23 protein-coding genes (1 of these 23 cut by a window edge) are annotated in these 25284 nt (G+C 53.0%); 14 read left to right on the forward strand and 9 right to left on the reverse strand.

Annotated features, from left to right (window positions below):
* Positions 1-126: 126 nt before the first annotated feature.
* Positions 127-921, forward strand: coding sequence for a phosphosulfolactate synthase (locus K1I37_RS19950; RefSeq protein ID WP_021294979.1), 795 nt, complete (start codon positions 127-129; stop codon positions 919-921).
* Between the two features lie 19 nt (positions 922-940).
* The gene (locus K1I37_RS19955; protein ID WP_021294978.1) at positions 941-1339 is read left to right on the forward strand and encodes a VOC family protein; all 399 of its coding nucleotides are present in this window, start codon (positions 941-943) and stop codon (positions 1337-1339) included.
* A 236-nt stretch (positions 1340-1575) separates the two neighbouring features.
* On the opposite strand, the gene K1I37_RS19960 is transcribed toward K1I37_RS19955, so the two are convergent.
* The 3 genes from K1I37_RS19960 to K1I37_RS19970 form a co-directional block, all read right to left on the reverse strand.
* On the reverse strand, positions 1576-3657 hold the full coding sequence (locus K1I37_RS19960; RefSeq protein ID WP_021294977.1) for an APC family permease: 2082 nt from the start codon (positions 3655-3657) through the stop codon (positions 1576-1578).
* Positions 3658-3738: 81 nt separating this feature from the next.
* The gene (locus K1I37_RS19965; RefSeq protein ID WP_021294976.1) at positions 3739-5049 is read right to left on the reverse strand and encodes a S1C family serine protease; all 1311 of its coding nucleotides are present in this window, start codon (positions 5047-5049) and stop codon (positions 3739-3741) included.
* 325 nt (positions 5050-5374) lie between these two features.
* Positions 5375-6013: an alpha/beta hydrolase gene (locus K1I37_RS19970; protein WP_021294975.1), complete on the reverse strand. Its 639-nt coding sequence runs from the start codon at positions 6011-6013 to the stop codon at positions 5375-5377.
* A 260-nt stretch (positions 6014-6273) separates the two neighbouring features.
* Here K1I37_RS19970 and K1I37_RS19975 point away from each other — a divergent pair, with 260 nt between their 5' ends.
* A complete protein-coding gene (locus K1I37_RS19975) occupies positions 6274-7290 on the forward strand; it encodes an asparaginase (protein WP_021294974.1) in 1017 nt (338 codons plus the stop codon).
* Here the strand turns inward: K1I37_RS19975 and K1I37_RS19980 are convergent.
* Together K1I37_RS19980 and K1I37_RS19985 are read right to left on the reverse strand one after the other, a co-directional pair.
* On the reverse strand, positions 7287-8273 hold the full coding sequence (locus K1I37_RS19980; RefSeq protein WP_242215956.1) for an ATP-dependent DNA ligase: 987 nt from the start codon (positions 8271-8273) through the stop codon (positions 7287-7289). The genes K1I37_RS19975 and K1I37_RS19980 overlap by 4 nt on opposite strands.
* Before the next feature lie 77 nt (positions 8274-8350).
* Positions 8351-9298 carry a carbohydrate kinase family protein gene (locus tag K1I37_RS19985; protein WP_021294972.1) on the reverse strand — a complete coding sequence of 316 codons (948 nt, stop codon included), beginning with the start codon at positions 9296-9298 and terminating at the stop codon, positions 8351-8353.
* A gap of 161 nt (positions 9299-9459) precedes the next feature.
* On the opposite strand from K1I37_RS19985, the gene ligD reads away from it, so the two are divergent.
* The 4 genes from ligD to K1I37_RS20005 all read left to right on the forward strand — a co-directional run bounded on the left by ligD (position 9460) and on the right by K1I37_RS20005 (position 14074).
* The gene (gene ligD, locus K1I37_RS19990; protein WP_031217771.1) at positions 9460-10365 is read left to right on the forward strand and encodes a non-homologous end-joining DNA ligase; all 906 of its coding nucleotides are present in this window, start codon (positions 9460-9462) and stop codon (positions 10363-10365) included.
* A gap of 447 nt (positions 10366-10812) precedes the next feature.
* Positions 10813-12015: a transposase gene (locus K1I37_RS19995; protein WP_242215902.1), complete on the forward strand. Its 1203-nt coding sequence runs from the start codon at positions 10813-10815 to the stop codon at positions 12013-12015.
* Positions 12016-12224: 209 nt separating this feature from the next.
* Complete coding sequence (locus K1I37_RS20000) at positions 12225-13823, forward strand: ABC-F family ATPase (RefSeq protein ID WP_021297653.1); 1599 nt, start codon at positions 12225-12227, stop codon at positions 13821-13823.
* Positions 13824-13855: 32 nt separating this feature from the next.
* Positions 13856-14074, forward strand: coding sequence for a YwbE family protein (locus K1I37_RS20005; protein WP_021297652.1), 219 nt, complete (start codon positions 13856-13858; stop codon positions 14072-14074).
* Positions 14075-14579: 505 nt separating this feature from the next.
* Here the strand turns inward: K1I37_RS20005 and K1I37_RS20010 are convergent.
* Complete coding sequence (locus tag K1I37_RS20010; protein ID WP_021297651.1) at positions 14580-15206, reverse strand: FMN-dependent NADH-azoreductase; 627 nt, start codon at positions 15204-15206, stop codon at positions 14580-14582.
* A gap of 835 nt (positions 15207-16041) precedes the next feature.
* The gene (locus K1I37_RS20015; RefSeq protein WP_021297650.1) at positions 16042-16515 is read right to left on the reverse strand and encodes a flavin reductase family protein; all 474 of its coding nucleotides are present in this window, start codon (positions 16513-16515) and stop codon (positions 16042-16044) included.
* A gap of 206 nt (positions 16516-16721) precedes the next feature.
* Between K1I37_RS20015 and K1I37_RS20020 the strand changes: the two genes are divergently transcribed.
* The 3 genes from K1I37_RS20020 (at position 16722) to K1I37_RS20030 (ending at position 19208) form a co-directional block, all read left to right on the forward strand.
* Positions 16722-17561, forward strand: coding sequence for a DNA adenine methylase (locus tag K1I37_RS20020; protein ID WP_021297649.1), 840 nt, complete (start codon positions 16722-16724; stop codon positions 17559-17561).
* Entirely contained in the window at positions 17548-18825 is a 1278-nt protein-coding gene (locus tag K1I37_RS20025) for a type II restriction enzyme (protein WP_021297648.1), read from the forward strand. Before K1I37_RS20020 ends, K1I37_RS20025 begins: the two co-directional genes overlap by 14 nt.
* 65 nt (positions 18826-18890) lie before the next feature.
* Positions 18891-19208 carry a DMT family transporter gene (locus K1I37_RS20030; protein WP_021297647.1) on the forward strand — a complete coding sequence of 106 codons (318 nt, stop codon included), beginning with the start codon at positions 18891-18893 and terminating at the stop codon, positions 19206-19208.
* Positions 19209-19287: 79 nt separating this feature from the next.
* Here K1I37_RS20030 and K1I37_RS20035 read toward each other — a convergent pair whose 3' ends face one another.
* Both K1I37_RS20035 and K1I37_RS20040 read right to left on the reverse strand, forming a co-directional pair.
* Positions 19288-20718 (reverse strand): hypothetical protein, encoded by a 1431-nt coding sequence (locus K1I37_RS20035; protein ID WP_021297646.1) that lies wholly within the window; start codon positions 20716-20718, stop codon positions 19288-19290.
* Positions 20705-21301, reverse strand: coding sequence for a sigma-70 family RNA polymerase sigma factor (locus K1I37_RS20040; protein WP_152498840.1), 597 nt, complete (start codon positions 21299-21301; stop codon positions 20705-20707). Before K1I37_RS20040 ends, K1I37_RS20035 begins: the two co-directional genes overlap by 14 nt.
* 282 nt (positions 21302-21583) lie before the next feature.
* Between K1I37_RS20040 and K1I37_RS20045 the strand changes: the two genes are divergently transcribed.
* From K1I37_RS20045 to K1I37_RS20060, 4 genes are all read left to right on the forward strand, one after another.
* Positions 21584-22540 carry a carbohydrate ABC transporter permease gene (locus K1I37_RS20045; RefSeq protein ID WP_051189552.1) on the forward strand — a complete coding sequence of 319 codons (957 nt, stop codon included), beginning with the start codon at positions 21584-21586 and terminating at the stop codon, positions 22538-22540.
* The gene (locus K1I37_RS20050; protein WP_021297643.1) at positions 22537-23373 is read left to right on the forward strand and encodes a carbohydrate ABC transporter permease; all 837 of its coding nucleotides are present in this window, start codon (positions 22537-22539) and stop codon (positions 23371-23373) included. The genes K1I37_RS20045 and K1I37_RS20050 overlap by 4 nt, the downstream gene beginning before the upstream one ends.
* An 80-nt stretch (positions 23374-23453) precedes the next feature.
* Entirely contained in the window at positions 23454-24800 is a 1347-nt protein-coding gene (locus tag K1I37_RS20055) for an ABC transporter substrate-binding protein (RefSeq protein WP_021297642.1), read from the forward strand.
* A gap of 14 nt (positions 24801-24814) precedes the next feature.
* A protein-coding gene (locus K1I37_RS20060; RefSeq protein ID WP_021297641.1) for a glycerophosphodiester phosphodiesterase crosses the window boundary here: on the forward strand, positions 24815-25284 show its 5' portion. It continues 274 nt past the right edge of the window; only the first 470 of its 744 coding nucleotides appear in the window; it begins with the start codon at positions 24815-24817; its stop codon lies off the right edge, out of view.

Raw genomic sequence — 25284 nt, forward strand, 5'->3', positions numbered from 1 at the left:
ATCACACAAACATCAAAAAAATTTCAAAGGAATTTCAATAGAGTTTCAAAGTTCGGAACGTATACTCATCTCAGTTTTAACCGTTTCAAAACCACAAATCGAGTGACGTCGAGAGGTGTGAAACCAGTGTCAGACGTGACAGCCACAGTTGCATTCCATGGACTGGACCTGCCAAAACGAGCACCCAAACCGAGAACGACTGGATGGACGGTTCTGATTGACAATGGTGTGCCAATGCGTTTTTTTGAAGATGTCATCGCAAGCGCGGCAGACTACATCGATCTCGTGAAGTTCGGCTGGGGCACCGCCATCGTATCGCCCGTTGTTTCCGCCAAAATTGACTGTCTGCGCGCCCACGACGTCGATTTTTACTTTGGCGGCACCCTCTTCGAAAAGTTCTACATCCAAGGCAAACTGGACGCGTACCACGCATTTTGTCAATCCTGCGCGTGTCGATACGTCGAGGTCTCGAATGGTACCATCCCCCTGTCAAATCGCCAAAAGAGCGAACTGATTCACACCTTTGCCAAAGACTTTTACGTGTTGAGTGAAGTGGGCCACAAGGATGCCCGTGAAGCTGACAAGTTCACGCCAACCGAATGGTTGACCTGCATCCAAGAGGATTTAGAAGCCGGTGCCTACAAAGTCATCACAGAGTCCCGAGAATCTGGGACCAGCGGCATTTGTCAGGCAGATGGCACCCCACGTACCGGAATTGTCAAGCAAATTCAGGCCTCTGGTATCCACGCAGACCAATTGATTTTTGAAGCGCCGACAAAATCTCTGCAAACATACTTCATCGAACGATTCGGTACCAATGTATGCCTCGGCAACATTCCAATGACAGACGTCATCTCCCTGGAAACCCTGCGGCTTGGACTCCGCTCAGACACGTTTATGCATTTTGAGTCACTCAACTAAAGGATGGAGGAATATAGCGATGCGTGATATGAATAATGTATTTCACCTGGCGATTCCAGCGAGAGACCTGGATGAGGCCTATACCTTCTACGTTGAAAAACTCGGCTGCAAACTGGCTCGGCGCTATGCAGACAGGATTACGCTAGACTTCTTTGGCGACCAAGTCGTCTGTCACCTATCCCAGGATTACGACCAGGAGCCAAAGATGTACCCTCGCCACTTTGGCGTCACCTTCCGTGACAGGACCCAATTCGACAACCTCTACAAGCTAGCCAAACAGCGTGAAATCCCATTCTTTCACGATATGTCGCTTCGATTTGAAGGGCTCATCGAAGAGCATCTGACGTTTTTCCTGATTGATCCGTCGAACAATCTACTCGAATTCAAGTATTATCACGACGAACGCATGATGTATTGACACGATGTATGAAAGGCACCCTCTGTCCCTGCCGACGCCTCCACGATTGTGGAGGCGAACACGGTCAGAATGCTCAAAATAGCGCACATATATTGCCTTATTTTCCTCGGCGCCGCTAAACCGACTGGCGTGCCCTCAGCCCTGTGGACTAGCTGGCGCTGGCGCCCTGGGTCAGCGGGATCACTCCCGGTCGATCCCGCCCCACCAGCCCCCTGTCACCACGGGACGTCGCTACATCACCGCGGAAGACGGTACGGCACCGCCAATACCTTCACGGATTTATTCAATACGAGCCAGGCCATTAAGACGCTCCCCGTCTTGTTATGGAGAAGTTTATGCCACCATCTCTTCGTAATGAACTGCGGTACGACAACGGTGATATCCTCTGGGTCATAAAAATCTAATTCCAGTTCTACAAACCGCTGTATCCGGCGCGCAACCGAACGATATTGTGAATGGATAACCACCAAGCGGACACCTGCATTCAGTTTATCCCACTGCGCCCGTATTTTTTTCTCCGCCTCAAGCTCTTCCTCTGGACTATTCCCCGAAACCACGGATACAGCCACGACGTGTTTGAAATTCGCCAAAGCGTACTCCAGTGCATGCACAGACGACTTATTAATGGACGCAATCGGCACCAGCGTGATGGTATCCCGGTCCGGCTTGAGCGGGCGAGAAAAATCATACTTCAGATCTTCACGCACCTGTTGATAGTGGCGCTGGATTTTGCTGAAGGTGATGACCATCAGCGGCACGCAGACAATCACGAGCCATGCGCCACTTGTAAAGCGCGTGATGCCAAAAATCAAGCAGGCCCCGGCCGTGAGCGCCAATCCACAAGCACTGCCAATGGCACGCGTCAACCACTTTCCTTCACGCCTCCGGATGGTTCGCACGACCATACCGAGTTGCGAAACACTAAAGGTGTAAAAGACCGATACACCGTACAACGGCATCAATTCATTCACTCGTGCGTGAAACCCAATGGTCAGGGCCAGGGAGATAAGTGTCAAAAACACGATGCCGTTGCTGTAGACGAGCCTATCCCCCTTGTGCAACAACCAGCGGGGCATAAACCCGTCGCGCGCCATCGACGACCACAAGGCCGGACAGCCGGTAAAAGCCGTATTTGCCGCAATGGCAAGAATGCACATCGTAGATACAGAGATGATAACGGTGATAATGTATCCTAATCCATGCGTCCCAAATAGGACCATCGACTCTTGATTAATCAGTGGTACATCCGGATTGTACGTCAGGCCGTGCAGCATAGCCGTCCCGGAGACAATCAGGAACAGCAAGCTCAACGTGATGACCAGTGTGAGCAACAACCGTTGCGCACGCAGTGGCGATGGCGCCTTAAAAATCGGGACGGAATTGGACACCGCTTCGACACCCGTGAGTGCACTACAGCCGTTTGCGAACATCCGTAAGAACAAAAACAAGCTCATTCCCTGGACAGCGTGCATGCCAGCGAGGGATGGTACGTGAATCGCAGCCGGATTTTGAATCGCCCTCACCACTGCCGTAACGCCAAGGGCAATGATGCATCCAATAAAAATGTACGTAAATGGAACAAATACGTTAGCCGATTCGCTCGTGCCGCGTAAGTTGATGACCATGATAATTAACGTCAAAATGACGTTGGCCAAAAGTTTATGGTGGCCAATAAAGGGAACAACCGGCCCAATGGCGTCGATTCCCGCAGCAATGGATACCGCGACGGTCAACGTGTATCCGACAATCAGCGTCGAAGCCGCCGATAACCCCCAAAACTTTCCTAAATCATGAAGTCCAATTGCGTAGGCGCCTCCACCGCGCGGGTATTCATGAATAATGCCCCGGTACGCTAAATACAACAAAAATGCAAGGGCCACGATAATAAACGTCCCCAACATCGAGAAACCGAGGACGTCGGAGATATAAGCCTTCGCACTCGTCGCACCGACGACTGAGGCCAAAATCAACTCCATTTGGTCTGTTGCATAAGCGACGCTCGACAGCGCATCCGGCGTCATGACAGCCATTCCCTTGAGAACACCTATCTTGGAATGACCTGATTCACGCGTCTTAAGCGGCCGACCAATCAGTAACCTCTTCAGTGTTGTAGCCAAAATACAAATCCCCCAAATGTCAATGGTCGAATACCCAGCCGAAGCGGCGTTTAAAAATGGTTTGCCCGCAAAACACAGTGATAATGTACTACGAATTGAACCTTGTGGAAACGACTTTTTTTCAACATTGCTGTCGAAATCGATATCCAGGAATCGGAACGCCTTCACGATACCCGATAACTTGTCGCTACGCCGACGCACGAAAAAAACCGAACCCCAGCGAAACTGCTGAGGTTCGGTTCATCTGTTGCTATCAACCTGGAGGTTAGGCGGCTTGAATCGTCAGTCGCCAAAGCCTGAGAATGGATCCAACGGGTCTTGACCGTCATCGCCGGAGCCGGAGCCAGATCCGTAGCTGTTCGGCACACCGCCACCTTGTCCACTGCTGCTGTCGCTACTGTTACCCGTATCATTGATGCTCTGTTGTTGCCCAACTTTGACGTCCAAGGTCTTCTTCGTATCGCCGCGATACACGGTGACCTTGACCGTTTGTCCTGGCTGCAATTTAAACAGCGCTGTCCGCAAATCCGCAATGCCCTGCACTTCTGTGCCGTTGATGGCGATAATCACGTCACCCGCTTTAAGGCCTGCGTTTTTCGCGTTTGCCGACGTCACAGAAGAAACATACACGCCGTAGTTCACTGGGACGTTCGCGTAGCCCTCAGGAATTTCCGACATATCATAGCCCTCAATACCGATGGATGGGTGCACCGCGTGCCCCGTCTGGATGATTTCGGACGTGATTTGTCGGACCTCGTTGGACGGAATGGCAAAGCCCATTCCTTCAAAGTCCTGCTCGACAATTTTGCTACTGTTGATGCCAATCATCTGGCCGGATGCGTTCAAAAGTGGGCCACCACTGTTGCCTGGGTTAATGGCCGCATCCGTCTGAATGACCGATTGATAATCCAGCGTCTGTTCGGATGTCGGCTCTTCGACCGGCATCGTACGCTGGCTGCCACTGACAATACCCGAAGTCACGGTGTCGGCGAAATCCAGCCCCATCGGGGTACCGATGGCAATCGCCGGCTCACCCACTTGGATATTATCGGAGTTGGCAAATTGAATCGGCTGTACCGATTGGAAGTTCGAGACCGGCACCTTCAGTACCGCTAAGTCCGTATACGGGTCGGTTCCTACCACGGTAGCCTGCACGCGCTTGTTCGACTGCAGCACGATGTCGACCTTGGTGCCACCTTCAACCACGTGGTTATTGGTCACGATATACGCGTTGTTTCCGTTTTTATAGAAGTAGACGCCAGAACCAATGTCAGATTCCTGTGTCTGTGACTGCTGATTAAAGAAATCGCTGGTCGTCGTGTAGTTCACGACCGCCACGACGTCTGGCTCAACTTGTTTCACCACTTTTGTAATGTCAGAGTTGACATTGACATTGACACTTTGCGCCACTGGTGTCGTCGTCGTGGCAGAGCCACCGGTCGTATTGACGCCACCGTTGTGCTCGGCCACCAACGGTGTCACTGCCAGCGTCGCGCCAGCACCGATTAGCGCTGACAACACCACCGTCGCCGCCCACTTCCAGGTCTCACGCTTTGCTATGTTTTCAGAAGGCTTGGAACGATAGTATCCCATCTGACTGTCCCCCCGTAGGTCGTTATGTTCTTTAAAGCTATTGTTATCATGCCGTATCAACCTTGAAGAATCCTCGAATCCAGCCCAACTTTACAGCATTTCTTCACGACATTTTTTGGTTCCTATTGACCACGAATTGACCACGAATTGACCACGAATTGACCACGAATTGACCACAAAAACCGCGACGAGACACATCCCCTATCCATGCCAAAGGACACCAAGAAAAGGGCCCAGTCCGGGGCCCTTTCCTATTGTATACCTTTGCACCATCCCTCAAACAACGGCGGTCAGCGTAGAAGAGAGGTATCGTATGGCAATCTCGTCAGCGCCCAAAATTCTGTTCGTACCACGCCTTTGCCACCTGGAGTTCCGGTTGCATTAAACCGTGACCGCCTGGGTTAAAATGCAATTCAACAGCCGCGCCTTGCACCTTTAACAATTCTGCCAGGCGGTTGGTTTCCGCTTGTGGAATGAGCGGATCGACTTCGCCAGCAGACAACAAGACCGGCTTGTCGCGCAACGGCTGGGTGCCAGTCGCATCTGTCGGCTCAAACGGGACCATGGGGCGGAATAACAGGGCGCCCGCAAAGATGTCCGGATGTCTCAGAAGAATGCTGGCCGCAATATTGGCGCCATTGGAATAGCCAACCGCAATTCGCTTTCCTGGATGAATGCCATAGGTTTCGGAAGCCGCACGCAGGAAATCAGCCAATTCATCGGTCCGGAACAACAAGTCTTCCTGGTCAAAGACGCCCTCCGCCAAGCGGCGGAAAAACCGGGGCATCCCGCCCTCCAGCACCTTACCGCGAACACCAAGCAGTGCTGCGTCATCCGCCAAGAAGCGACCCAGTGGAATCAGGTCTTGCTCATTGCCGCCCGTGCCGTGCAATAACACCAATGTATAAGCATCCGTACCGGATGAAGACGGAACATATTCGTGGATAAAATCCAACTGTGTCATGTGAATCCTCCTGAACGCTCGCAAACTCTCCAATTCCATTACGGACAGACTACGATATAAACTTACTTTTGTAAAGTTACAGAAACAGGATGGATTCGACGATGTAGCACGACCCTCGACCTTCCTCACTGTACACGCCCTCCTACACACCTTCGCCACACCTTGAACGCGGCACGCTCTGTTCCCCACAACGTCACATAATTTTTGGACCTAGCGCAATAATATCTTGGCCAAAATCATTCACAAACGAGGGAAAAACATTGAATATACTGGTCGAGGAAACGAGAGCGGGCGTCGTCGATAACGTTCACCTCGGGCATATCGCCGTCGTCAACGCAGCTGGGAAAGTACTGTATCACTACGGCGACCCGAACTACATGACCTACGGCCGATCCGCCCTGAAACCCATGCAAGCCATTCCCATTATTGAAACCGGTGCCGCCGACCACTTCCAATTTGAGGACGCAGACTTGGCTATCTTCTGTGCCTCCCACAGTGGGGAAGAACGTCACCGCTCGCGCGTCCGAGCCATTCTCAAACAAATCGGGAAGGACGAGCACGACCTGGAATGTGGCGTGATGGATCCAATCAGTAAAACGAGTAACGAGGAGCTCATCCGCAGCGGTCAAAAGGCTGATCCGGTATGCAATTGCTGTTCGGGTGTCCATGCCGGGATGTTGGCGACGGCCGTGTACCTCGGTGAGGACACACAAGGGTATGTACAGAAAGAGCATCCCGTGCAACGCCGTGTCGCACAGGCAGTCGCAGATGTCGTCGGGTTGCCACTCACAGAGATTCACACGGGACTCGACGGATGTGATATTCCAACGTACTACCTGCCGCTCAAGCATCTGGCGTGGGGGTTTGCACGCCTCGCACAACCAAAAGGGCTGCAAGAAAATCATCAAAAGGCCATTACCCGAATTGTCGAGGCGATGGACAAGCGGCCGGACATGGTCACCGAAAAAAACATCTATAGCGCAAAGCTCATCCGTGCGTTTGAAGGCCGCATTTTGGCCAAAGAAGGGGCGAAGGGCGTGTTCTGCCTGTTTGACAGGGAACGTGAACTCGGCATCGCTGTAAAAATTGCCGACGGCGGCGCAGAACCGATTCCTGCGGTTGTCAATGAAATTCTGCGACAACTGGACATTGGTACAGATGGACCATTGGACGAGTTGACCAGTTACGACCGAGAAAGCATTAAAAATACACCCGGCCACGTCGTTGGCTACATGGAACCAAAATTTTCACTCATCCAGACATCGCGTGGCGACTAATTGGGGCGAAGCGGCGCCTGATCGTCAAAAACGCACTGGTTTACGGGAATATCGACAAACGACTGGATGCTAGGTTGCCGTAGCGTACCACCGGGTGTCCACTCGGCAAACTGAATCTTAACCGCAAACTGAGGCGCGAGCCAATTGGCGTCGCGATGCCTATCTGGTTGATTGACGAACGGCCGCGTGTCTGTCACATGCGGCCGAAACTTCTCTGCTAAAAGACGCCACTCCGCTTTACTTAAGCGCCCGGTGCCCGCGTGTCCGATGTACCAGAGTCGGCCACTGGCGTCATATTGTCCAACCAACAATGCGTTCACCGCACCGCTTTCATCCACTGTAAACCCACCAATCACGGCAATCAGATCTTGGTAGTTTTTTACCTTGACCCACAAGTCTGACTTTCCGCCGAGGATATACGGTGAATCGGGCTGTTTGAGGACGATACCTTCCATGCCATACGACTTCACCACCTCAAATAATGCAAAGGCGTCGTCGTGCGTACTCACTTGCTGAACGTTTGGATGTGCCTTGAGTATGGAAGATAACCGCTCCAAGCGTTGTACATACGGGCGCGTCGTCAACCATTCGCCGTTGTGGTACAAAATATCAAAGACCATATAGGTGATGGGCACAGCTTTCTGGGCCAAGGCGACGCTATCTCGCCGGCGCACGCCATCCCGCCGCATCACCTCGTGAAAACTAGGCTTGCCATTTTGTCCCAGCGCGATGATCTCGCCATCTAAAATCACCGAATCACCCGTACAGTAAGTGTCGATGGCAGACAACTCCGGATATTGCATGGTGCGCTCGCGCCGTTTGCGGTTGAACAAACGCACGGTATTGCCGTCGAAATAGGTCAGCACGCGCACGCCATCCCACTTGATTTGGGGCAGCCATATCCCTTGCGTTGGAATCGCGTCGCGACGTATCGGTTCAAAGGGAATAACCGGATCCAAAAGTGAATCCCTCTCAATCTTCACATAGCATAGGTATCCTCATCATGCTTGGAAGAAAACGCGAAACCTATACAGGTACAGGCAAAACCGTACAGGGGCGATCACGGCAACGCTTTTTCCAGATCGGCAGCGGTTGGAAACGCGGCCATCGTTCCTCGATGCCCGGCCGTCCAAGCGCCGACACGATTGGCAAACCAAAGCGCCTCTTCCAACTGCTCTGTCGAGAGGCGTTCAAGCGATTCTTCAAACGTCCTGAGCCTCATCAGAAGCGCGCCAAGAAACGCGTCCCCCGCTCCCGTCGTATCCACGGCCTCAACGGCCACGCCAGGAACTGCACCAGTCCGATTTCCTAGTTGATAAGCGCATCCGTTTGCGCCGAGCGTCACCACCACGAGCTTGCCTGGGGCCGCCAGCTCTGCCAACCCTTTTTCGATATCCGTACAGCCCGTCAAGAGGAACAGTTCCTCCTCTGACACCTTGACCAGGTTCGCCTTGTCCACACCCAGGCGCATTTGAACGCGCGCTGACTCCTCACTCGGCCACAAGGAGGCGCGCCAGTTCGGGTCAAACGATACCGTCACGCCGTGACGAAGCGCATAGTCCACCGCGGCCCACGTGGCTTCCCGTGCAGGGGAATGGGTTAAAGATAAAGCGCCGAAGTGAAAAAATCGCGACTGCGCAATCAACTCATAGCGCACGTCGTCCGGGCGCAACAAGGTATCCGCGCCAGGATTGCGGGCAAATGTAAAATCCCTATCACCCGTCGCATCAATTCGGACGAATGCCAACGTGGTCCTATCCTCACTCGTTCGCACGAGCCCCGCCGCATCAATTTGATAAGCGTCAAGGGTCGCAGCGAGAAAGTCCCCGAACTTATCGTCCCCAACCGTGCCAATAAAGGCCGTGCGCCCATTTAACCTCGTGGCTGCTGCCAACACGTTGGCCGGCGCGCCACCCGCATCTCCTTGCATCTGTGGTGGCCCTTCAGTCGATTCAGTCATCGTGATGTCGACCAACAACTCGCCGAGTGCGACGATATCATAACGCATAGAAACGAACACCCTTTCAACACGAAGTTGCGTGACGCGCCTGGGTTTGTCAGTGCAAGGCGGCAAACAGAATACCTGGCCGATACACCAACTGATGCATCATTTGTACACCGTCGCGCCACACTATAACGGAATATGTGATTCGGGAGACGCCGATGGACATGGATTCAATTCCAATTGCGATCGAAGACAAAGAAATCGTCCTCACGAACCCGCATAAGGTACTCTGGCCAGAGGTCGGTGTGACGAAACTCGACTACATCCAGTACCTCATCCATATATCCCCCTACCTGCTGCCATACACGAAAAATCGGTTGCTCATGATGTGGCGCTTTCCAGACGGAATTGAAGCTTCGCGCATCGTTCAAAAGTCTGTACCGCAGCATGCGCCAGCGTGGATACCACGGGCATTTTACAAAGACAAGTTCTATATTCTGCTCAACGACCTCGCAACCCTCGTCTGGGTGGCGAATTACGCGGCTATCGAGTTACACGTCCCATTCACACGCCACGACCAACCAGACACCCCCACGGATATCGCGTTTGACTTAGACCCATCCGTGCCCGATGCGTTCGAAACCGTGTTAGACGTCGCGCTGCAACTTCACGATGTGCTCAATTCGCTAGGTCTCGCCAACTACGCCAAAACCTCAGGCGCCACTGGACTACAGATATTTGTACCCATCCAACCGCAGTACACGTTCGAACAAACTCGCAAAATCACCAAATTCATCGCGCAGTATCTGCTGCAAAAAATGCCGAAGCTAGTGACCTTAGAGCGATCCGTCAAAAACCGCGGCGACAAACTGTACATCGACTATTTGCAACTTTGGAAGATGCGCACCCTATCCGCTGTCTATTCCGTTCGCGCAACGGCAAAAGCCAGCGTCTCCACGCCAGTCACCTGGTCGGAAATCGCCCGTGGATTCCTACCCAGTGACTTTACGGTGTTCAATGTGGTAGACCGCGTCGCCCAACATGGTGACCTCTTTGCGCCCATTGCGGCCAAGGACTCCCGCGAAAGTCTGGACGCCATTCTCCAATTCGTGGCGCAGCATAAGATGTAGTGTCCGCACCCCGAGCGCTACCGCTCATGCCTCTCTGACGCGATTGGAATGGCGGAATTTTCCGGAGCGAAATGGAGCATAGATTGCCGACGAAAGGCCACGCTATACCCGTCGATTCTAGTGAATGACTCGCATTTTACGTGTATGAACGCGCATACATCCATGCACCAATTCGCGCGTGTTCGCATCCGATACAGTAGCACATATGAGGTACCCCGCACCGTCCCATACGTGGCGGGTTGACATACATCGGCCCCGCAATTCGCGGGGCCTCATTTCACGCCAAATGACACCCTCCCAAATGACAAGATAGAAAAATTGAGCGTTTTGCAGATTTATAAACTCCCGCAGGGCAAGGGTTTTTAGGGCATGAAAAAGGACTTCACCCCAACCTTCGAGAAGATTTCAAGTGACCAAACAAGAAATTTTCGAGGAGGGAAGTCCCACTTGTATATTCTCCAACCATCGCTCTTTTCCTTTGAGGACTGGCTAGAAATTGACTCCAGCGATCGTCTGCCCTTGTTCTTTGCTGTCTTGGATTTACAACCCTATGCTTCGAAATTGAGAAAACAGTCACCCCAAGGCGCGAAGCCTATGAATCGTGAAGCGATTCTGCGCGCACTGCTGGCTGCTCCGCTTGAAGGAATCTCAACGTTCACAAGGCTTCATGAACGGTTGGCTCGAGATATACGCTTTCGCTACCAGTGTGGGTTTCGAATCGACGAAGCAGCCCCGTCGGTCTCCACACTGAGTCGCGTGTTTTCAGCCGTTGTTGAGTTGGGTCTCGCTGAGAAGCTCTTCATTGACCTGGTCAGTCAATGTAAAGAAGCGAGCATCATCAACGGACGCCATTTGGCTGTGGATAGTGCCGCCGTGAAGTCCTACGAGAAAAAACAACCTAAGTCCAAGAGCCAGGAAACGGGCAATGCCAACTGGGGCGCAAAATACGATACCTTTGGCAACAAGCTTGCTTGGTTTGGATACAAATTCCACTTGGCTGTGGACACCGCGAGTGAACTGCCAGTTGCTTTGGATGTCACACCAGCGAACGTCTTTGATGGTGAGATGGCGGCGCCATTGCTGGAACATGTCGTGACGACGCACGGTTGGAAAATCGACTTTGTTATGATGGACGCTGGATATGATCAAGTCAAAAACTATGAAACGGTTCGTCAATATGGTGCACAGGCAATTATCGCGATGAACAAGCGCGGTGAAAAAGAACCGCCTGAAGGAATCGCATCGGACGGGACGCCGCGTTGCACGATGGGATATGACATGGTGTATTGGGGTGCGGACGGTGACCGACTAAAGTTTCGCTGCCCGCACGCGGTTGGGAAGGTAGATTGTCCGCTTGGAATCGCGACATGTTCCGAATCCAACTACGGTATGGTGGTCAAAAAGCGGATCACAGAAGATATTCGGCGTTACTGCGCACCACACCGAGGCACGCAGAATTGGAAGCTGTTATACAACGAGCGAACTGCTGTAGAGCGTTGTAACGCAAGACTTAAGACGAATTTGACGGCGAACGACGTCCATGTCCGAGGCATTCGAAAAGTAAAGACGTACATGTTCCTCAACGCGATCGTGTTACTTGCATCGGCACTAGCTGTGAACCATATCGAACGACACAAGAAGACTGCATAAATGATAACGAGTTGACCTGACGAGAAACGGCGCAAGAATACCAGTATGTGGAATTTAGTTTACTTACCCTAGGTGTTGTTCCTTTTTCACCTCCACCCAAAACGACCATTCTGCAAAACGCTCAAATTACGAGCCTTAGGATTACCAGCCAATCAATTGACCGATCATGGTATAGTGGTGGGATGGAACGCGAAAAAAGGGGCGAGTAAATGATTCGAGTCAAAGATATTTCGGTGTCATTTGGCAGCCGAGTTTTATTTGAAGATGTCAACCTCAGTTTTGACGAAGGCAATCGCTACGGCCTCATCGGTGCCAATGGCGCAGGAAAGTCGACCTTTATGAAAATCTTGGTCGGCGATTTCGAACCGACGACCGGCAGTGTCTCAGTCGCAACCGGGGTACGCGTCGGCGTCCTCCGCCAAGATCACTATCAATACGATGATTGCACGGTTCTTGACACTGTGCTGATGGGTCACCCAGAACTATGGAAAGTGATGAAAGAGCGCGAGCGGCTTTACGCGCTGCCTGAGATGACAGAAGAGGAAGGCATGCGCGTCGGCGAACTCGAGAGCGCCTTTGCCGATATGGATGGTTACTCTGCAGAGTATTTCGCAGCAGAGTTACTCGAGGGCCTTGGCATCCCGGTCGATAAACACGGGGATCTGATGAGTTCCATGATTGGCGGCTTCAAGCTCCGCGTCCTCCTGGCGCAGGTATTGTTTGGACGCCCCGACGTGCTGCTGTTGGACGAGCCGACGAACCACCTCGATCTCGACACCATCCGGTGGCTGGAAAACTTCTTGCTCAACCACAAAGGGACGATGGTCATCATCTCGCATGATCGCCACTTTCTCAACACTGTCTGCACCCATATGGTGGACGTGGACTATCAGAAAATCTCGATGTTCACGGGCAACTACGACTATTTTGTCGCGGCGAGCACCCTCGCGCGCGAGCAGTTGTTGGCGGAGAATGCCCGCAACCTCGAGAAAATTGCCGAGTTGAAAGAATTCGTCGCGCGATTCTCGGCCAACAAGAGTAAGGCGAAGCAGGCGACGAGCCGACAAAAACAAATTGAGAAAATTGAAGTGCAGGAAATTCGTCCGTCGTCCCGTGTGGCGCCGTATATCAAGTTCACAGCCAAACAACCTCTCGGCAAGCAGGTCGTGAGTGCGAAGGACGTCAACAAGTCATTTGGCGACTTGCATGTGTTAAAAAATGTGAACCTAGACATTTTGAACGGCGATAAAGTGGCCGTGATTGGTACCAATGGAATTGGCAAGACAACGCTACTGAACACGCTCCTGGGCGAACTCGCTCCAGATTCGGGTGAAATCACCTGGGGTCAATCGGCACAGCCGACGTATTTCACACAAGATCACAACGAGACGATTCCGAAAGATACTACGGTGTACCAGTGGCTGCGGAGTTTCGACGACGAAGCCGATGAACAGTCTATCCGCAGCATTCTTGGCCGAATGCTGTTTTCGAAAGACGAAGTGCACAAGTCGACAGAAGTCCTCTCCGGGGGCGAGTCGGCGCGCCTGATGATTGGCAAAATGCTTCTGATGCAAGGAAATGTGCTGGTCTTGGACGAACCGACCAACCACTTGGACCTTGAATCTATCGACGCGTTGACGAAGGCGCTGCAGGCATTTGAGGGATCTGTCATCTTCGTCTCCCACGCTCGCCAGTTGGTGGAAGACGTCGCGACGCGAATTGTCGAGCTGACGCCAGCAGGCATCATCGACTTCCGCGGTCCGTACGCTGAATACCTGCAGAAGCGCGACACCTTCGTCGCACAATAACACCAAGCAGGCAACTTGAAGAGGGTGATTCTATGAAGGACGGCAAACATCGCAAGGATATTCGCCCTGGCCTGGAGGTCGATATCGTACTCAAAAAAGACCAGCCGACAGGCAAGTTAACACGTGGCATTGTCAAAGACATTTTGACGAATTCCCCGACGCACCCACATGGCATCAAGGTGCGTCTACGCGATGGTCAAGTGGGCCGCGTGCAAGTGATTCACGACGGCGACACAAAGCAGGAATCATAAATGAGACGCCTGGTGCTTTCAATAAAGCACCGAGGCCAAACAAAAAAGACGGCGCATTGCCGTCTTTTTTGCTGCTATTCGCAAGGATGAAAACACACTCCTTATGGATGGCTCAGAAGGTCTTGGAAAATCTTTTCCCACTTTTCCGTGGCGAGCGGTGCGTCCAGTGTTCACTTGGTGAGCAACTGGCCCTCTTTGCGCAAGGTGTCCAAAAAGTCGCGGAAATCCTTGTATGCCATGTGATTGCCTCCGATTCTCCAGTGTTCTGATTCCTTCCCAGCGCCTAGTGTCTCGATATCGCGAAAAAATATCTGTATCTATGAAGCGCAGTCTAAAGCGCACATCTGAAACGCACGTCCACAATGCCATCCCGACGCAACCACACACCAGACCAGCCAGCCATCGCCACAAAGAAAGGCGCCCCCCAGCGATGGGGGACACCTTTTTATGTCACTACACGATAACGCGTCGTCGCAGATGTGATGCGGTACCGTCAACAGCGAGATTAGAACTGTTTTGCTGCGTCCTGCGCGCGTTTGATGCCGTCTTGAATGATTTCTTCAGCTTTGTCAGGGAATTGGTTGTGTCCTTCAACAATCACCGTGGTGATGTCTTGAACGCCCCAGAAACGCAGCGTGTTGGTGACCAAATTGACAGCCATCTCCAGAGAGCGCATCGGTTCCTCCGAGTACACGCCGCCTCTTGCGTTCAGCAGTACCACTTTCTTGTCCTGCAAAAGGCCGACTGGGCCTTCAGGCGTATAGCGGAACATCTTTCCTGCCTGATTCAAATAATCGAGGTAGGTATGGAGAACGGCCGGAACGGTAAAGTTCCAGAGCGGAAAACCAAACACGACTTTGTCTGCGGAGAGGAACTGGTCTACGTACTGGTTCACCAGATCAGTCGCTTCTTTCTCCGCTGGCGTCAATTCCATCTCTTTTGCCAATTTGAACATACCGTTGATCTTATCTACATCGTAATAAGGAAGGTTTTCCTTAAACAAGTCCAGTTCAATGATTTCATCCTCTGGATGCGTTTCTTTGTAACTGTCCAAAAAGGCATGGTAGAGCTTTACGCTCACAGCCTGATCAATTGGACGAGAATTTGCTTTCACAAACAGTACCCTTGCCATCGAAGAATCCTCCTTGATTTTGCTTCCTATAGTTGTTGCAGCAACCAACTGATACAGCCGAGGGAATTCACTGAACGTTTGAACACATCTTCAGCAGGATTTTACGAATTTGCACGATCTCCTGGGTAGTTGTTCCCCTATACACCCACTGATTGAATGCGTAAATCATGGGAATGACATCAGTGCCGACGTCCTTCCCCTTGTCGGTGAGGAATACCTTATAGTTGCTATAACAACTATTGATTACGAAAGTAAATTATAGTTTAGCGTGTGTGGAGTGTCAAATCATGATTCACCAGGTCAACATTGTGTGGTGGAGATCGGGAATCGGGGCGGCTGGGGCGGCGGATCTACGGTGGCGGTGGCGCTGTTGGGGCTTCTGCGGCAGTAGGGTGGCGGTGGCACAGTTGATGCGCTGCGGAGGCGGATCGGCGGCCTACAGCTTAAGGTCGATTTTCTGCACTATTCGCGCGATTTCGCCCGATCCGGCCCACTTAAGGCACCTTTTCTACCTTATTGCCCCGCAATCGCTCAAATTCAGCTCTCCAAGCACGCAATAAGGCACTTTTTCTGCACTATCACCGCGTGGACAAGCGGATCCGTCTTATTAAGACATCCCCCGCCGCTCCCTGCTCCCTGCTCCCTGCTCCCTGCTCCCTGCTCCCTGCTCCCTGCTCCCTGCTCCCTGCTCCCTGCTCCCTGCTCCCTGCTCCCTGCTCCCTGCTCCCTGCTCCCTGCTCCCTGCTCCCTGCCGTCCAAGCTGGCCATCCCCATCTCGTACAGGCCCCGTACAAATGCCTGTGCACGGGGCCCTCAAATGTTCACTCGAGTGACATCAGTGCAGTGTGTGATATTGACTACCAAAATACAGCAAAGGATTTTTGTCCGAATACGCGAGTGACGTCACGAGCCCAACGAATAGCGTATGATCCCCACCGTCGTAAGAAGCCCACAACTCGCAAGCTATCGTCGCGACGGTATCGGCCAACACTGGCACATCGTTCAATCGCTCATATCGAATGCCCGCTGAAGCGTCTGGTGTGGAACTTTGGGCAAAGAGGTTCGACAACGTCTGTTGTTCCTCCGACAGAATACTAATGCCAAAGGTGCCGGTCTCCTGAATGTATCCGTGTGTCTTCGCGCGCTTATCGACCGAAATTAGCACCAAACTTGGGTTCAGCGAAACGGAGATGAACGCGTTGGCTGTCATGCCGTGAATCACGCCCGATACCTCCGTGGTCACGACCGTCACACCCGATGCAAATTTCCCCATGACTTTGCGAAAGTCCGCTTGTGAAAAGTCTCCCATTGTCACACCTCAATCCCTAATCGATGATGGCGCTCACTACTATACACCCCTGGTGGTCATTTCGCATGGGCAGTATAAGCATTCGATGAAGATTCCATGAAACGGGCGCCTGCTGGATTTTGCAACCACCTCTCGAATATAACGCAAGTTTGCGATAGACTAAACTGACTGTGGAATATATGTTCGGACTGGGGTTACGTACTGAGATGGCCAAAAATACATTCGTGCAGCCCTTTTTGAAATGGGCAGGCGGGAAACGACAACTACTCGACGAGATTCGAAAATATGTGCCGAAAGGCTACAATACATACTACGAGCCATTTGTCGGCGGCGGGGCAGTGCTGTTCAGCCTACAGCCGGAACGAGCCGTCATCAACGACATTAACGCGGAATTAATTCGCACCTACCGCGTGATTCGGGATGACGTCGACACATTGCTCGAACACTTAGCCAAGCATCAAAACGACAAGGAATACTTCTATGAGCTGCGGGCGCTAGACCGGACGGAACAGTTCGAAGCGCTCTCGCCAGCCGAGCGCGCTTCGCGGCTCATCTACCTGAACAAGACGTGCTACAACGGTCTGTTTCGCGTCAATCGGCAAGGGCAGTTCAACGTGCCATTCGGCGACTACAAGAACCCGAATATCGTCAACGAGCCAGTCCTTCGGGCGGTTCATCAGTACCTTGTGGAGAACGAGATCGAAATTCTCAACACCGATTTCGTCGAGGCAGTGGCTACCGCGAAAGAGGGGGATTTTGTTTATATCGATCCGCCCTATGATCCCATATCAAGCACCTCATCCTTCACCGGCTACAGCCTGGATGGGTTTGGCAGGGACGAGCAAATTCGGTTGAAACAGACCGTCGATTCGTTGACGAATCGGGGGTGTAAAGTGTTATTGAGCAACTCGGCCACCGATTTTATCAAGGACTTGTACAAGGATTATCAAATCGTCATCGTAACGGCAAATCGCGCCATCAACTCGAATGCTTCGAGGCGGGGCAAAATTGACGAAGTCCTGGTGATGAATTATGGGAAAGAATGATACCGCATGGGAGACGCTTTTTGAACGATACGACATCCTCTCCCACATCGCACAAACGGGTTTTTACGAAATCGACGCGGCGACCATCCGAACCGTGCGCGAACCACGCCTGATGAGCAAGTTCGACCACCACACAAACCTGCCGGACATCTTCCGCCGCCATGGTCTGTGCATTTTGCCCATTTCCCGATCTCGCTACATCATCGGCCCGTTTCACGCCTACCAGCGGATGAACTATGACGCACACGCCAAACCCACGCGAGTACACTTTCCAGCCCACATCACGTCGATTGATCCCAGCAACCTGTATTCCGAAAGTGTCGCCCTCCACTGTGCGTACGTGTGCGGCATGATAGACGACATACTCGGCGAGCCGTCGCTCCCCACAATTTCGGGCCGCATGTCGTCGAGCGACTTCTCCTTTACGATTCGAACGGAAGGCGGTGCAAACCAGTGCATCTCCGTGTCCAAATCGCAGATAGAGATTGACGCTGGCTATGAAAGCGCGCATTCGTTCCTCGTGGTTGAAGCCAAAAATGAGTCCACAAGCGATTTCCTCATCCGTCAGTTGTACTACCCATACCGCTTGTGGCAGGACAAGCTCAACAAACGCGTCATGCCGGTCTTCTTCACGTATTCCAACGACATCTTTAGCTTTTTTGTCTACGAATTCGAAGAAGTCTCCAATTACAACTCGTTGCGCCTTGTTCAGCAGCGGGATTACGTCATCGCGCATGAAGAGATTACCCTGGATGACATCGTATACGTTCTCGACAGCACGCCGACGGTCGCCGAACCGACCGTTGCCTTCCCCCAAGCGGATACGTTCTTGCGACTGATTGATTTACTGGGGTTGCTGGTCAATCGCGACTTGGAAAAGGACTTGATCACGACCAATTACAGCTTCGACAAACGCCAAACCAACTACTACACGGCGGCAGGGATGTACCTTGGTCTGATTGATCGGTATGTGGACGAGCACCACGCCGTATGTTTCCGGCTCACACCAAGAGGTCGAAAAATTATGGCACTGCCCTATAAGCAAAAGTACCTCGCCATCGTCACGACAATACTGGAACACGCCGTATTTCAACGAGTACTGCGCGAATATATGGCGACTGGCGCGCTGCCGGACATCTCGCGCGTCGTCGAACATATGCAAGCGTGTGGCGTATACGGCATCGACGCGGAAAGCACCTACCGAAGGCGCGCGCAAACCGTACTGAAGTGGATTGAGTGGATTATCGGATTGCAGAACCAATAACTTGTGATAATCTACAAATTGTGACTTTCGTACCACTCGAATGAATCAATAAGCGAGGGATAAAGATGGCGTGGGTGTATCTCATCATTGGGATTTTGGCAGAAGTCTGTGGAACCACCTCGATGAAACTCTCTCAAGGATTCAGCAAATTAGTGCCCTCCATCACCCTCTTCGTGTTTTATGGACTGAGCCTCGTCCTCGTCAACCTCGCGCTCAAACGCCTCGACGTCAGCGTCGCCTACGCAGTCTGGTCCGCAGTTGGAACTGCCATCATCGCGACCATCGGCGTACTCTATTTTAAAGAGCCGCTGAACTTGATAAAAATCGGCTCCCTCGTCCTCATCGTCCTCGGTGTGGTCGGCCTCAATTTGGGTTCCAAATAAACCAATCTCATTTCTACCATCCCGTCGGGCAGCGCCAGCTCACCGACTGCGCCGCCCCGGATGGATACGCAACATGTCCTTACTCTACGTCTAGGTGGTACACCCACGGGCCATACAGTAACACCTCAGGATTCTCCAACTGGAGGTGCATCGTATGCGTATGCTTGCCAGCGACATCAAAACTGAACCGATTGAGATTCATCGTGTGCTGGTCGAATTGATACTCAAAAGAGGACAAATCCTGCGGGCCCTGCGCAAAGCCCAAGAACCGCCGTTTCATGGAGGATTTGTCCGCCACCTGAACGGCGACTCGCACGTGGTTGCCCGTTCTCGACACCGTCGTCATCGTCACCTGCATCCCCGCAATCGTCAGCGCGTGATTCCAATGAATCACCTGACCGGGCGCCGGAATGGGCACCGCAACGTTGAAGGTGTCCTGGAATTTCGCCGTGATGTAAGGCAGTGTCAGCAGAAAATCGCGATCAGATGAATGGACAGGGTTAAACTGAAACACATTGGTCGGCTCAAATGACACAGGCGGTGTTTTGATGCGTTGATTTCGTTTGCCTGCGTCCATATCAGATACGGTAACCGCTGGACCGTTGCCCAACGGCCCACTTAAACCGTAATCCTCAATCTGATACTGACTCGACGGCGGTGAAACGAATGTGACGCCAACCGTATCCCCATACTTCGTGGCAATGGCCGTGATGGCGACGCCGTTTTTCGTCTCCGTCGGCCCAAATTTCCGATAGTCCGCTGCAGTCTGTGCCCGCGTCAAGGTCAGGTGCCCATTTACCATTTCCGATCCCGCCCATACAATCCCCCACGTCACCAACTGTTTCGCCACGTCCGCCCCGCCGTTTGCCTGACGGCTTAGAGGAATGCGACCCTGATACGTATAAATCCCAATCCAAGGTCCTCCCGAAGCAACGTCCTCATAGTGAAACACGTACTTCTTGCCGTCTGGGCCGATGACTGTGATGCGCTTTGGCGCAAACACCCCAGCAGGACCGTTCACTTGTATCATCGACGCATTGGCCCCCCAGACAGCCCCCGTTATCTCCACTGCCCCTCCGTCAACGGACAGAGCCGTCGGTGCTTTCAACACATAAGACACCGTAGTGGGCGCTGTACCTGTCGAATTGTCAGCCACCACGCCGAATCCGGGGAGAAACTCAAGCAGCTTGTGCACCTGCGCAAGAACAGGCGCGTGCAATGCGACACCGACGACCAACAGGAAAATGGCGGCCACAGGGCCCCACCAGCGCAGTGCGGCAACGCGACGTCGACGCCAAATACGCCCTCTCGCCGGCTGACCGTCCGCTGAAGCGCCCACCGGTGCTTGGCCTTCCTCGATTTTGGCAAGCGTGCGCGCTTCCACCCGAGCGAGGAACGAGGCGTCCAGCGCTTGCTCTCCCGTTATCGGCGCCTCCTCGATGATGCGCATCAGATCGTCCGGATCTAGAGCGTCTGCCCAGTCAAATAAGCGCTTATCAAACGCGTCCACCTGAACAGCCCCCTCTCTCGTCGATATCGGCAAGTCGTTCCTTTAAGGTCTTGCGAATCCGCCAAAGTCGGTTGTCGATGGCGTGTCGACTCGTATCCATCGCACGGGCAATCTCGTCAATCGATTCATAGAGTACGTATCGTCGGTAGAAGATCAGTTTGTCCGCCTGATCGAGCGAAGCCACGGCGGCGCGGAATTCCGACAGCGTCTCGCGCGACAACACAGCGCGCTCCACCGGGTTCGTCTCTACGTGCGGCCACGCGTCGTGATCGGCTGACGCAGTCAGTTCAACGTCGGTTCGACTCGGATGCCGACGGCGAAAGTCGAGCGCCGTGTACTTCGCCAGCATCAGGAGCCAAGTACGAAAATCACCGCGCGCTCGGTCAAATTCGGCAACCGACGACCACGCGCGCACGAATACGTCGCTCACGCACTCTTCTAAATCCCGCTCACTGTATGGATACCCTAAAATGCGCCGCACGAGCGCAGTGATGACCGGGCCATAGGTCTGAATCACTTCGGCTAGCGCCACCGAATCGTGCATCGCCATCCGTTCTATCCACTGTTGGTCCTCCTTTGCCACCGCCACACCCCCAATTGCCTCACGAATATCACACACATCTGACACTACGTCGCCCGCCGAGCAGATCTCCCGTATCTCTCGACAAACCGGAAACTCAAAATGAAATCTTAACAATTCCAAAACGCGTAATTGATTGAGCCTTAACAAACAGATTGTAGGCTAGAGCCTGACAAGTGGAAATCCGTTGCGGCAGAGACATTGGAGAAACCAGCCGAACGACCAAGCACATTCGGTCGCAGATGGTTTCTCTTTTTTGCGAAAAAGGAAGGTTAGGTGAAGAAGATGGCGCAAAATATCGAAGACGTCGTAGCGGACAGCGCGTCGGCAGGTCGAGTGGTCCCGCGTCGACTTCCCCGCATCGCCAGCCGCAAGAAAACGGCGATTGCTGGATTTGTACTGATGGCTCCAAGTCTCGTGTTCATTGGACTATTCGTGATGGTGCCAATTGTATACGTGGTGTACCTCAGTCTCTATAAATCCAACCTGCTCACGCCGCATCCGAAGTTCGTGTTTCTGCAAAATTATGTACAGCTGTTCAGTGATGTCGACTTTCTCGGGTCCTTGAAAAACAGCGCCCTGCTCAGTGGCGGCATGTTATTCCTGTCACTGCCCATTGGCTGCCTGCTCGCCGCACTCTTGAACATGCGGCTCAAGGGAACCAAATTTTATCGAACCGTATTCTTCGCCCCATATGTCCTGCCACTTGTCGGTTCAGGGCTGGTGTTCACCCTGCTCTTGGACAAAGATAACGGATTGGTCAACCACGTGCTGGCGCTCGTGGGCGTACCCCCTATCAATTGGCTCGGTTCCAGCCATACCGCCCTGATATCGGTGATGTTGGTCTCCCTATGGCAGTACAGCGGCTACTACATGCTGATTTTCTTGGCTGGCCTACAAAATATCCCGCAAAGCTTGGTCGAAGCGTGTCAGGTCGACGGCGGTGGCCGCCTGAAATCGTTCATCCACGTCACCCTGCCCAATCTGACACCGACGATTTTCTTCTGCGCCGTCGTCTGTATCATTCAGTCGTTTCAGGCGTTTGACCAAGTGTATGTGATGACAGACGGTGGTCCGAACAATGCGTCGTCGACCCTAACCTATTACATCTTTCACAAAGGGTTTCAGATGTACGATATCGGATCATCCGCCGCAGCATCGGTCATCCTGCTCATTTTGTTGTCCATCTTGTCGCTCATTCAAATCCGGCTCGGTCGCCGTTGGGTGGTGGAAGAATCGTGAAAAAACTCGCAAAGCTGGAGCGCACGAGTGCTCATGTCGTACTCATCATCGCCGCAATTCTGGCACTCATTCCGGTCTATTGGATGATCCGGTCCGCCCTGGCAACAAACACCGACATCTTCGATCCCCACTTTCACCCGTGGCTCGTCGACTTTGATTGGCGCAACTTCGCCCAGGCGTGGTCGTCACAACCATTTCCAATCTTCTTCCTCAACAGTATCGCGTCCAGCTTCCTGATTGTGCTCTGTCAGCTGGTGACGTCGACGCTCGCGGCCTACTCGTTGGTATTTGTCGAGTACCGTGGCAAATCCGTGGTCTTCTTCTGTATCCTGCTGGCCATGATGGTACCCATGCAGGCGACGTTCATTCCGATTTACAGCATGCTCAGCTCCGTGCACCTCATCAATACCTACGGTGCGCTCGTGCTGCCGTTTGTCGGATCAGCCTTTGGCATCTTCCTACTGCGCCAAGGGTTCGCATCCATTCCAAAAGAGATGATTCGAGCAGCTCGAATCGATGGCGCGAGTGAGTACCGCATCCTCTGGAGCATCGTTCTGCCGAATGCGAAACCGGCGCTCATCACCCTTGCGCTGCTCAACTTTGTCTATCACTACAACGATTTATTTTGGCCACTGGTCGCAACCAACACGACCAATATGCGCGTCGTTCCCGTCGCCCTCACCTATTTCCTCAACCAGGATGCGGGAGAGGGGTTGCAGTGGAACCACATGATGGACGCCGCCATCTTCGCGGTGTTACCCGTCATCATTCTGTTTTTGTTCGGCCAGCGCTATTTCGTTCGCGGCGTGGCTGGCACATCCATTAAAGGGTAATGTCGTTTATCTCACGCGGTCAGGTCAGCCCCGCGGCTGTTCTGGATAGATATCACCAACCATATGACAGGAGTGTCCTTATGAAGAAAGTGTGGGGAATCAGTGCAAGTATGGTCGGCACCATCGCCGTCGTCGCATCCGTCGCCGGCTGTGGAAGCACCCAGAATGACACCAATGCATCAGGAACCGGGAACCCGAGTACGACGACGGCATCGACCGGATCGAGTTCACAACCTGTGACCATCACATTTTGGTACGGCGTCGGCGACACGTTGAGCACCGACATTCAACAAATGGTTTCGGAGTTCAATAAGACGCATCCAAACATCAAGGTCGTCGCTACATACCAGGGTTCCTACTCCGGTGGCGGCGAGGAGCAACAAAAACTGCTGGCGGCCATTAAGGCGGGAGATCCACCCGATATCGCGCAAATCGAAGTCCACGCGATGCCACTCTTCGCGTCGAGCGGGCAATTGGCCGATTTGTCCCCACTGATGCAACAGAGCAGTGTCGACAAACCAAGCAACTTCCTCGACGGTATGCTTGTGTCGACGCAGTTTAACGGAGACTACTACGGCGTTCCGTTCAACCGCAGCGTGCCGGTGTTCTACTACAACAAGACGCTCTTCCAAAAGGCAGGTATCAGCAATCCGCCGGCGACGTGGGACGAACTGGTCGCTGACGCGAAGAAATTGACAAGCGGATCCGGCAGCAACAAAGTCTACGGCTTCGAACCGCTCGTCGACTGGTGGCCTTGGGAATATGCGGTCATGTCTGGGGGCGGCTCCATCCTCTCCAGCGACAACAGTAAAGCCACGTTTGATACCGCAGCAGCCACGGATATCCTTTCGAAGGAACAGGAATTGGTCAAGGGCGGGTATTCAAACGTCGAAACGGGCCCACAATACTGGGATCTGATGACCCAAGACTTTATTCACGGCAAAGCTGCAATGGACATCGACTCCATCGGCTCCGCAGGCGAAGTCAGTTCTGGCATTGGCAACAAATTCGACTGGGGCACCGCCATCCTGCCTAAGGACAAGACACTCGCAGTGCCACCTGGAGGCGGCGACGTCGCCATCATGAACGGTATCTCTGACGCCAAGAAGCAAGCGGCTTGGCAGTTCATTCAATGGTGGACATCCCCGAAACAGGCGGCTCAGTGGTCGATGTTAACGGGTTACCTGCCTGTGCAGAAAGCTGCCGTTCAGGAAAGTGACTACCAGGCTTTCCTCAAGAAGAATCCGCAGTTCAACACGGCTCTGGCGGAACTCAAGTACCAAAAGGCGTCTCCGGCGTCTCCGCAGTACTTAAGCGTCCTGCAAACCGTCCAGCAGGGGCTACAAGGAATTTTTGACGAAGGAAACTCTGTCACAGACACCATGAAGCAAATGGCCCAACAGGCAGACAGTGAGCTCAACGGCTAAAGGAGTCGAGGACCGTGCAAAGCATACAGGACATGCTCGCGCAAGATCGCGTACTGCGCATTGCGCACCGCGGTGCAAGTGATCGCTGCCCGGAAAACACCCTCCCAGCATTTCGCCAGGCGTTCGCGCACGGTGCCGATATGGTGGAACTCGACGTGCAATTGACCAAGGATGGCTCCTTGGTCATCCTGCACGACCACTATCTCGATAGAACCACCACTGGCCAAGGCTTGGTAGCGGAGCACACCGAGCAGGAAATCGCGGCATACGACGCAGGGACCTGGTTTGATTCCCAATTTGCCGGTACACAGGTCCCCCGGCTAGACGACGTGTTGCGAGAGTTCCCAGATGTCTGTTTCAACATCGAGTTGAAGTCCTTTCCACTGTCTCGCTCAACAGAGCTCGTCGACGCCGTACTCTCCTGTGTGAAGGCGCATGATGCGATGGACCGTGTACTCTTATCCTCCTTCGATCACGCCGCCCT

Origin of the sequence: Alicyclobacillus acidoterrestris, from assembly GCF_022674245.1 — a bacterium.
Taxonomy (GTDB): domain Bacteria; phylum Bacillota; class Bacilli; order Alicyclobacillales; family Alicyclobacillaceae; genus Alicyclobacillus; species Alicyclobacillus acidoterrestris.

Excerpts from the sequence above, each read along its gene's own strand:
- K1I37_RS19965 (WP_021294976.1), bottom strand. The coding sequence starts at position 5,049 with ATGGGATACTATCGTTCCAAGCCTTCTGAAAACATAGCAAAGCGTGAG.
- K1I37_RS20010 (WP_021297651.1), bottom strand. The coding sequence starts at position 15,206 with ATGGCAAGGGTACTGTTTGTGAAAGCAAATTCTCGTCCAATTGATCAG.
- K1I37_RS20025 (WP_021297648.1), top strand. The coding sequence starts at position 17,548 with ATGGGAAAGAATGATACCGCATGGGAGACGCTTTTTGAACGATACGAC.
- K1I37_RS20030 (WP_021297647.1), top strand. The coding sequence starts at position 18,891 with ATGGCGTGGGTGTATCTCATCATTGGGATTTTGGCAGAAGTCTGTGGA.
- K1I37_RS20015 (WP_021297650.1), bottom strand. The coding sequence starts at position 16,515 with ATGGGAGACTTTTCACAAGCGGACTTTCGCAAAGTCATGGGGAAATTT.
- K1I37_RS20055 (WP_021297642.1), top strand. The coding sequence starts at position 23,454 with ATGAAGAAAGTGTGGGGAATCAGTGCAAGTATGGTCGGCACCATCGCC.
- K1I37_RS20000 (WP_021297653.1), top strand. The coding sequence starts at position 12,225 with ATGATTCGAGTCAAAGATATTTCGGTGTCATTTGGCAGCCGAGTTTTA.
- K1I37_RS20045 (WP_051189552.1), top strand. The coding sequence starts at position 21,584 with ATGGCGCAAAATATCGAAGACGTCGTAGCGGACAGCGCGTCGGCAGGT.
- K1I37_RS19970 (WP_021294975.1), bottom strand. The coding sequence starts at position 6,013 with ATGACACAGTTGGATTTTATCCACGAATATGTTCCGTCTTCATCCGGT.
- K1I37_RS19985 (WP_021294972.1), bottom strand. The coding sequence starts at position 9,298 with ATGCGTTATGATATCGTCGCACTCGGCGAGTTGTTGGTCGACATCACG.
- K1I37_RS19955 (WP_021294978.1), top strand. The coding sequence starts at position 941 with ATGCGTGATATGAATAATGTATTTCACCTGGCGATTCCAGCGAGAGAC.
- K1I37_RS20005 (WP_021297652.1), top strand. The coding sequence starts at position 13,856 with ATGAAGGACGGCAAACATCGCAAGGATATTCGCCCTGGCCTGGAGGTC.
- K1I37_RS20020 (WP_021297649.1), top strand. The coding sequence starts at position 16,722 with ATGGCCAAAAATACATTCGTGCAGCCCTTTTTGAAATGGGCAGGCGGG.
- ligD (WP_031217771.1), top strand. The coding sequence starts at position 9,460 with ATGGATTCAATTCCAATTGCGATCGAAGACAAAGAAATCGTCCTCACG.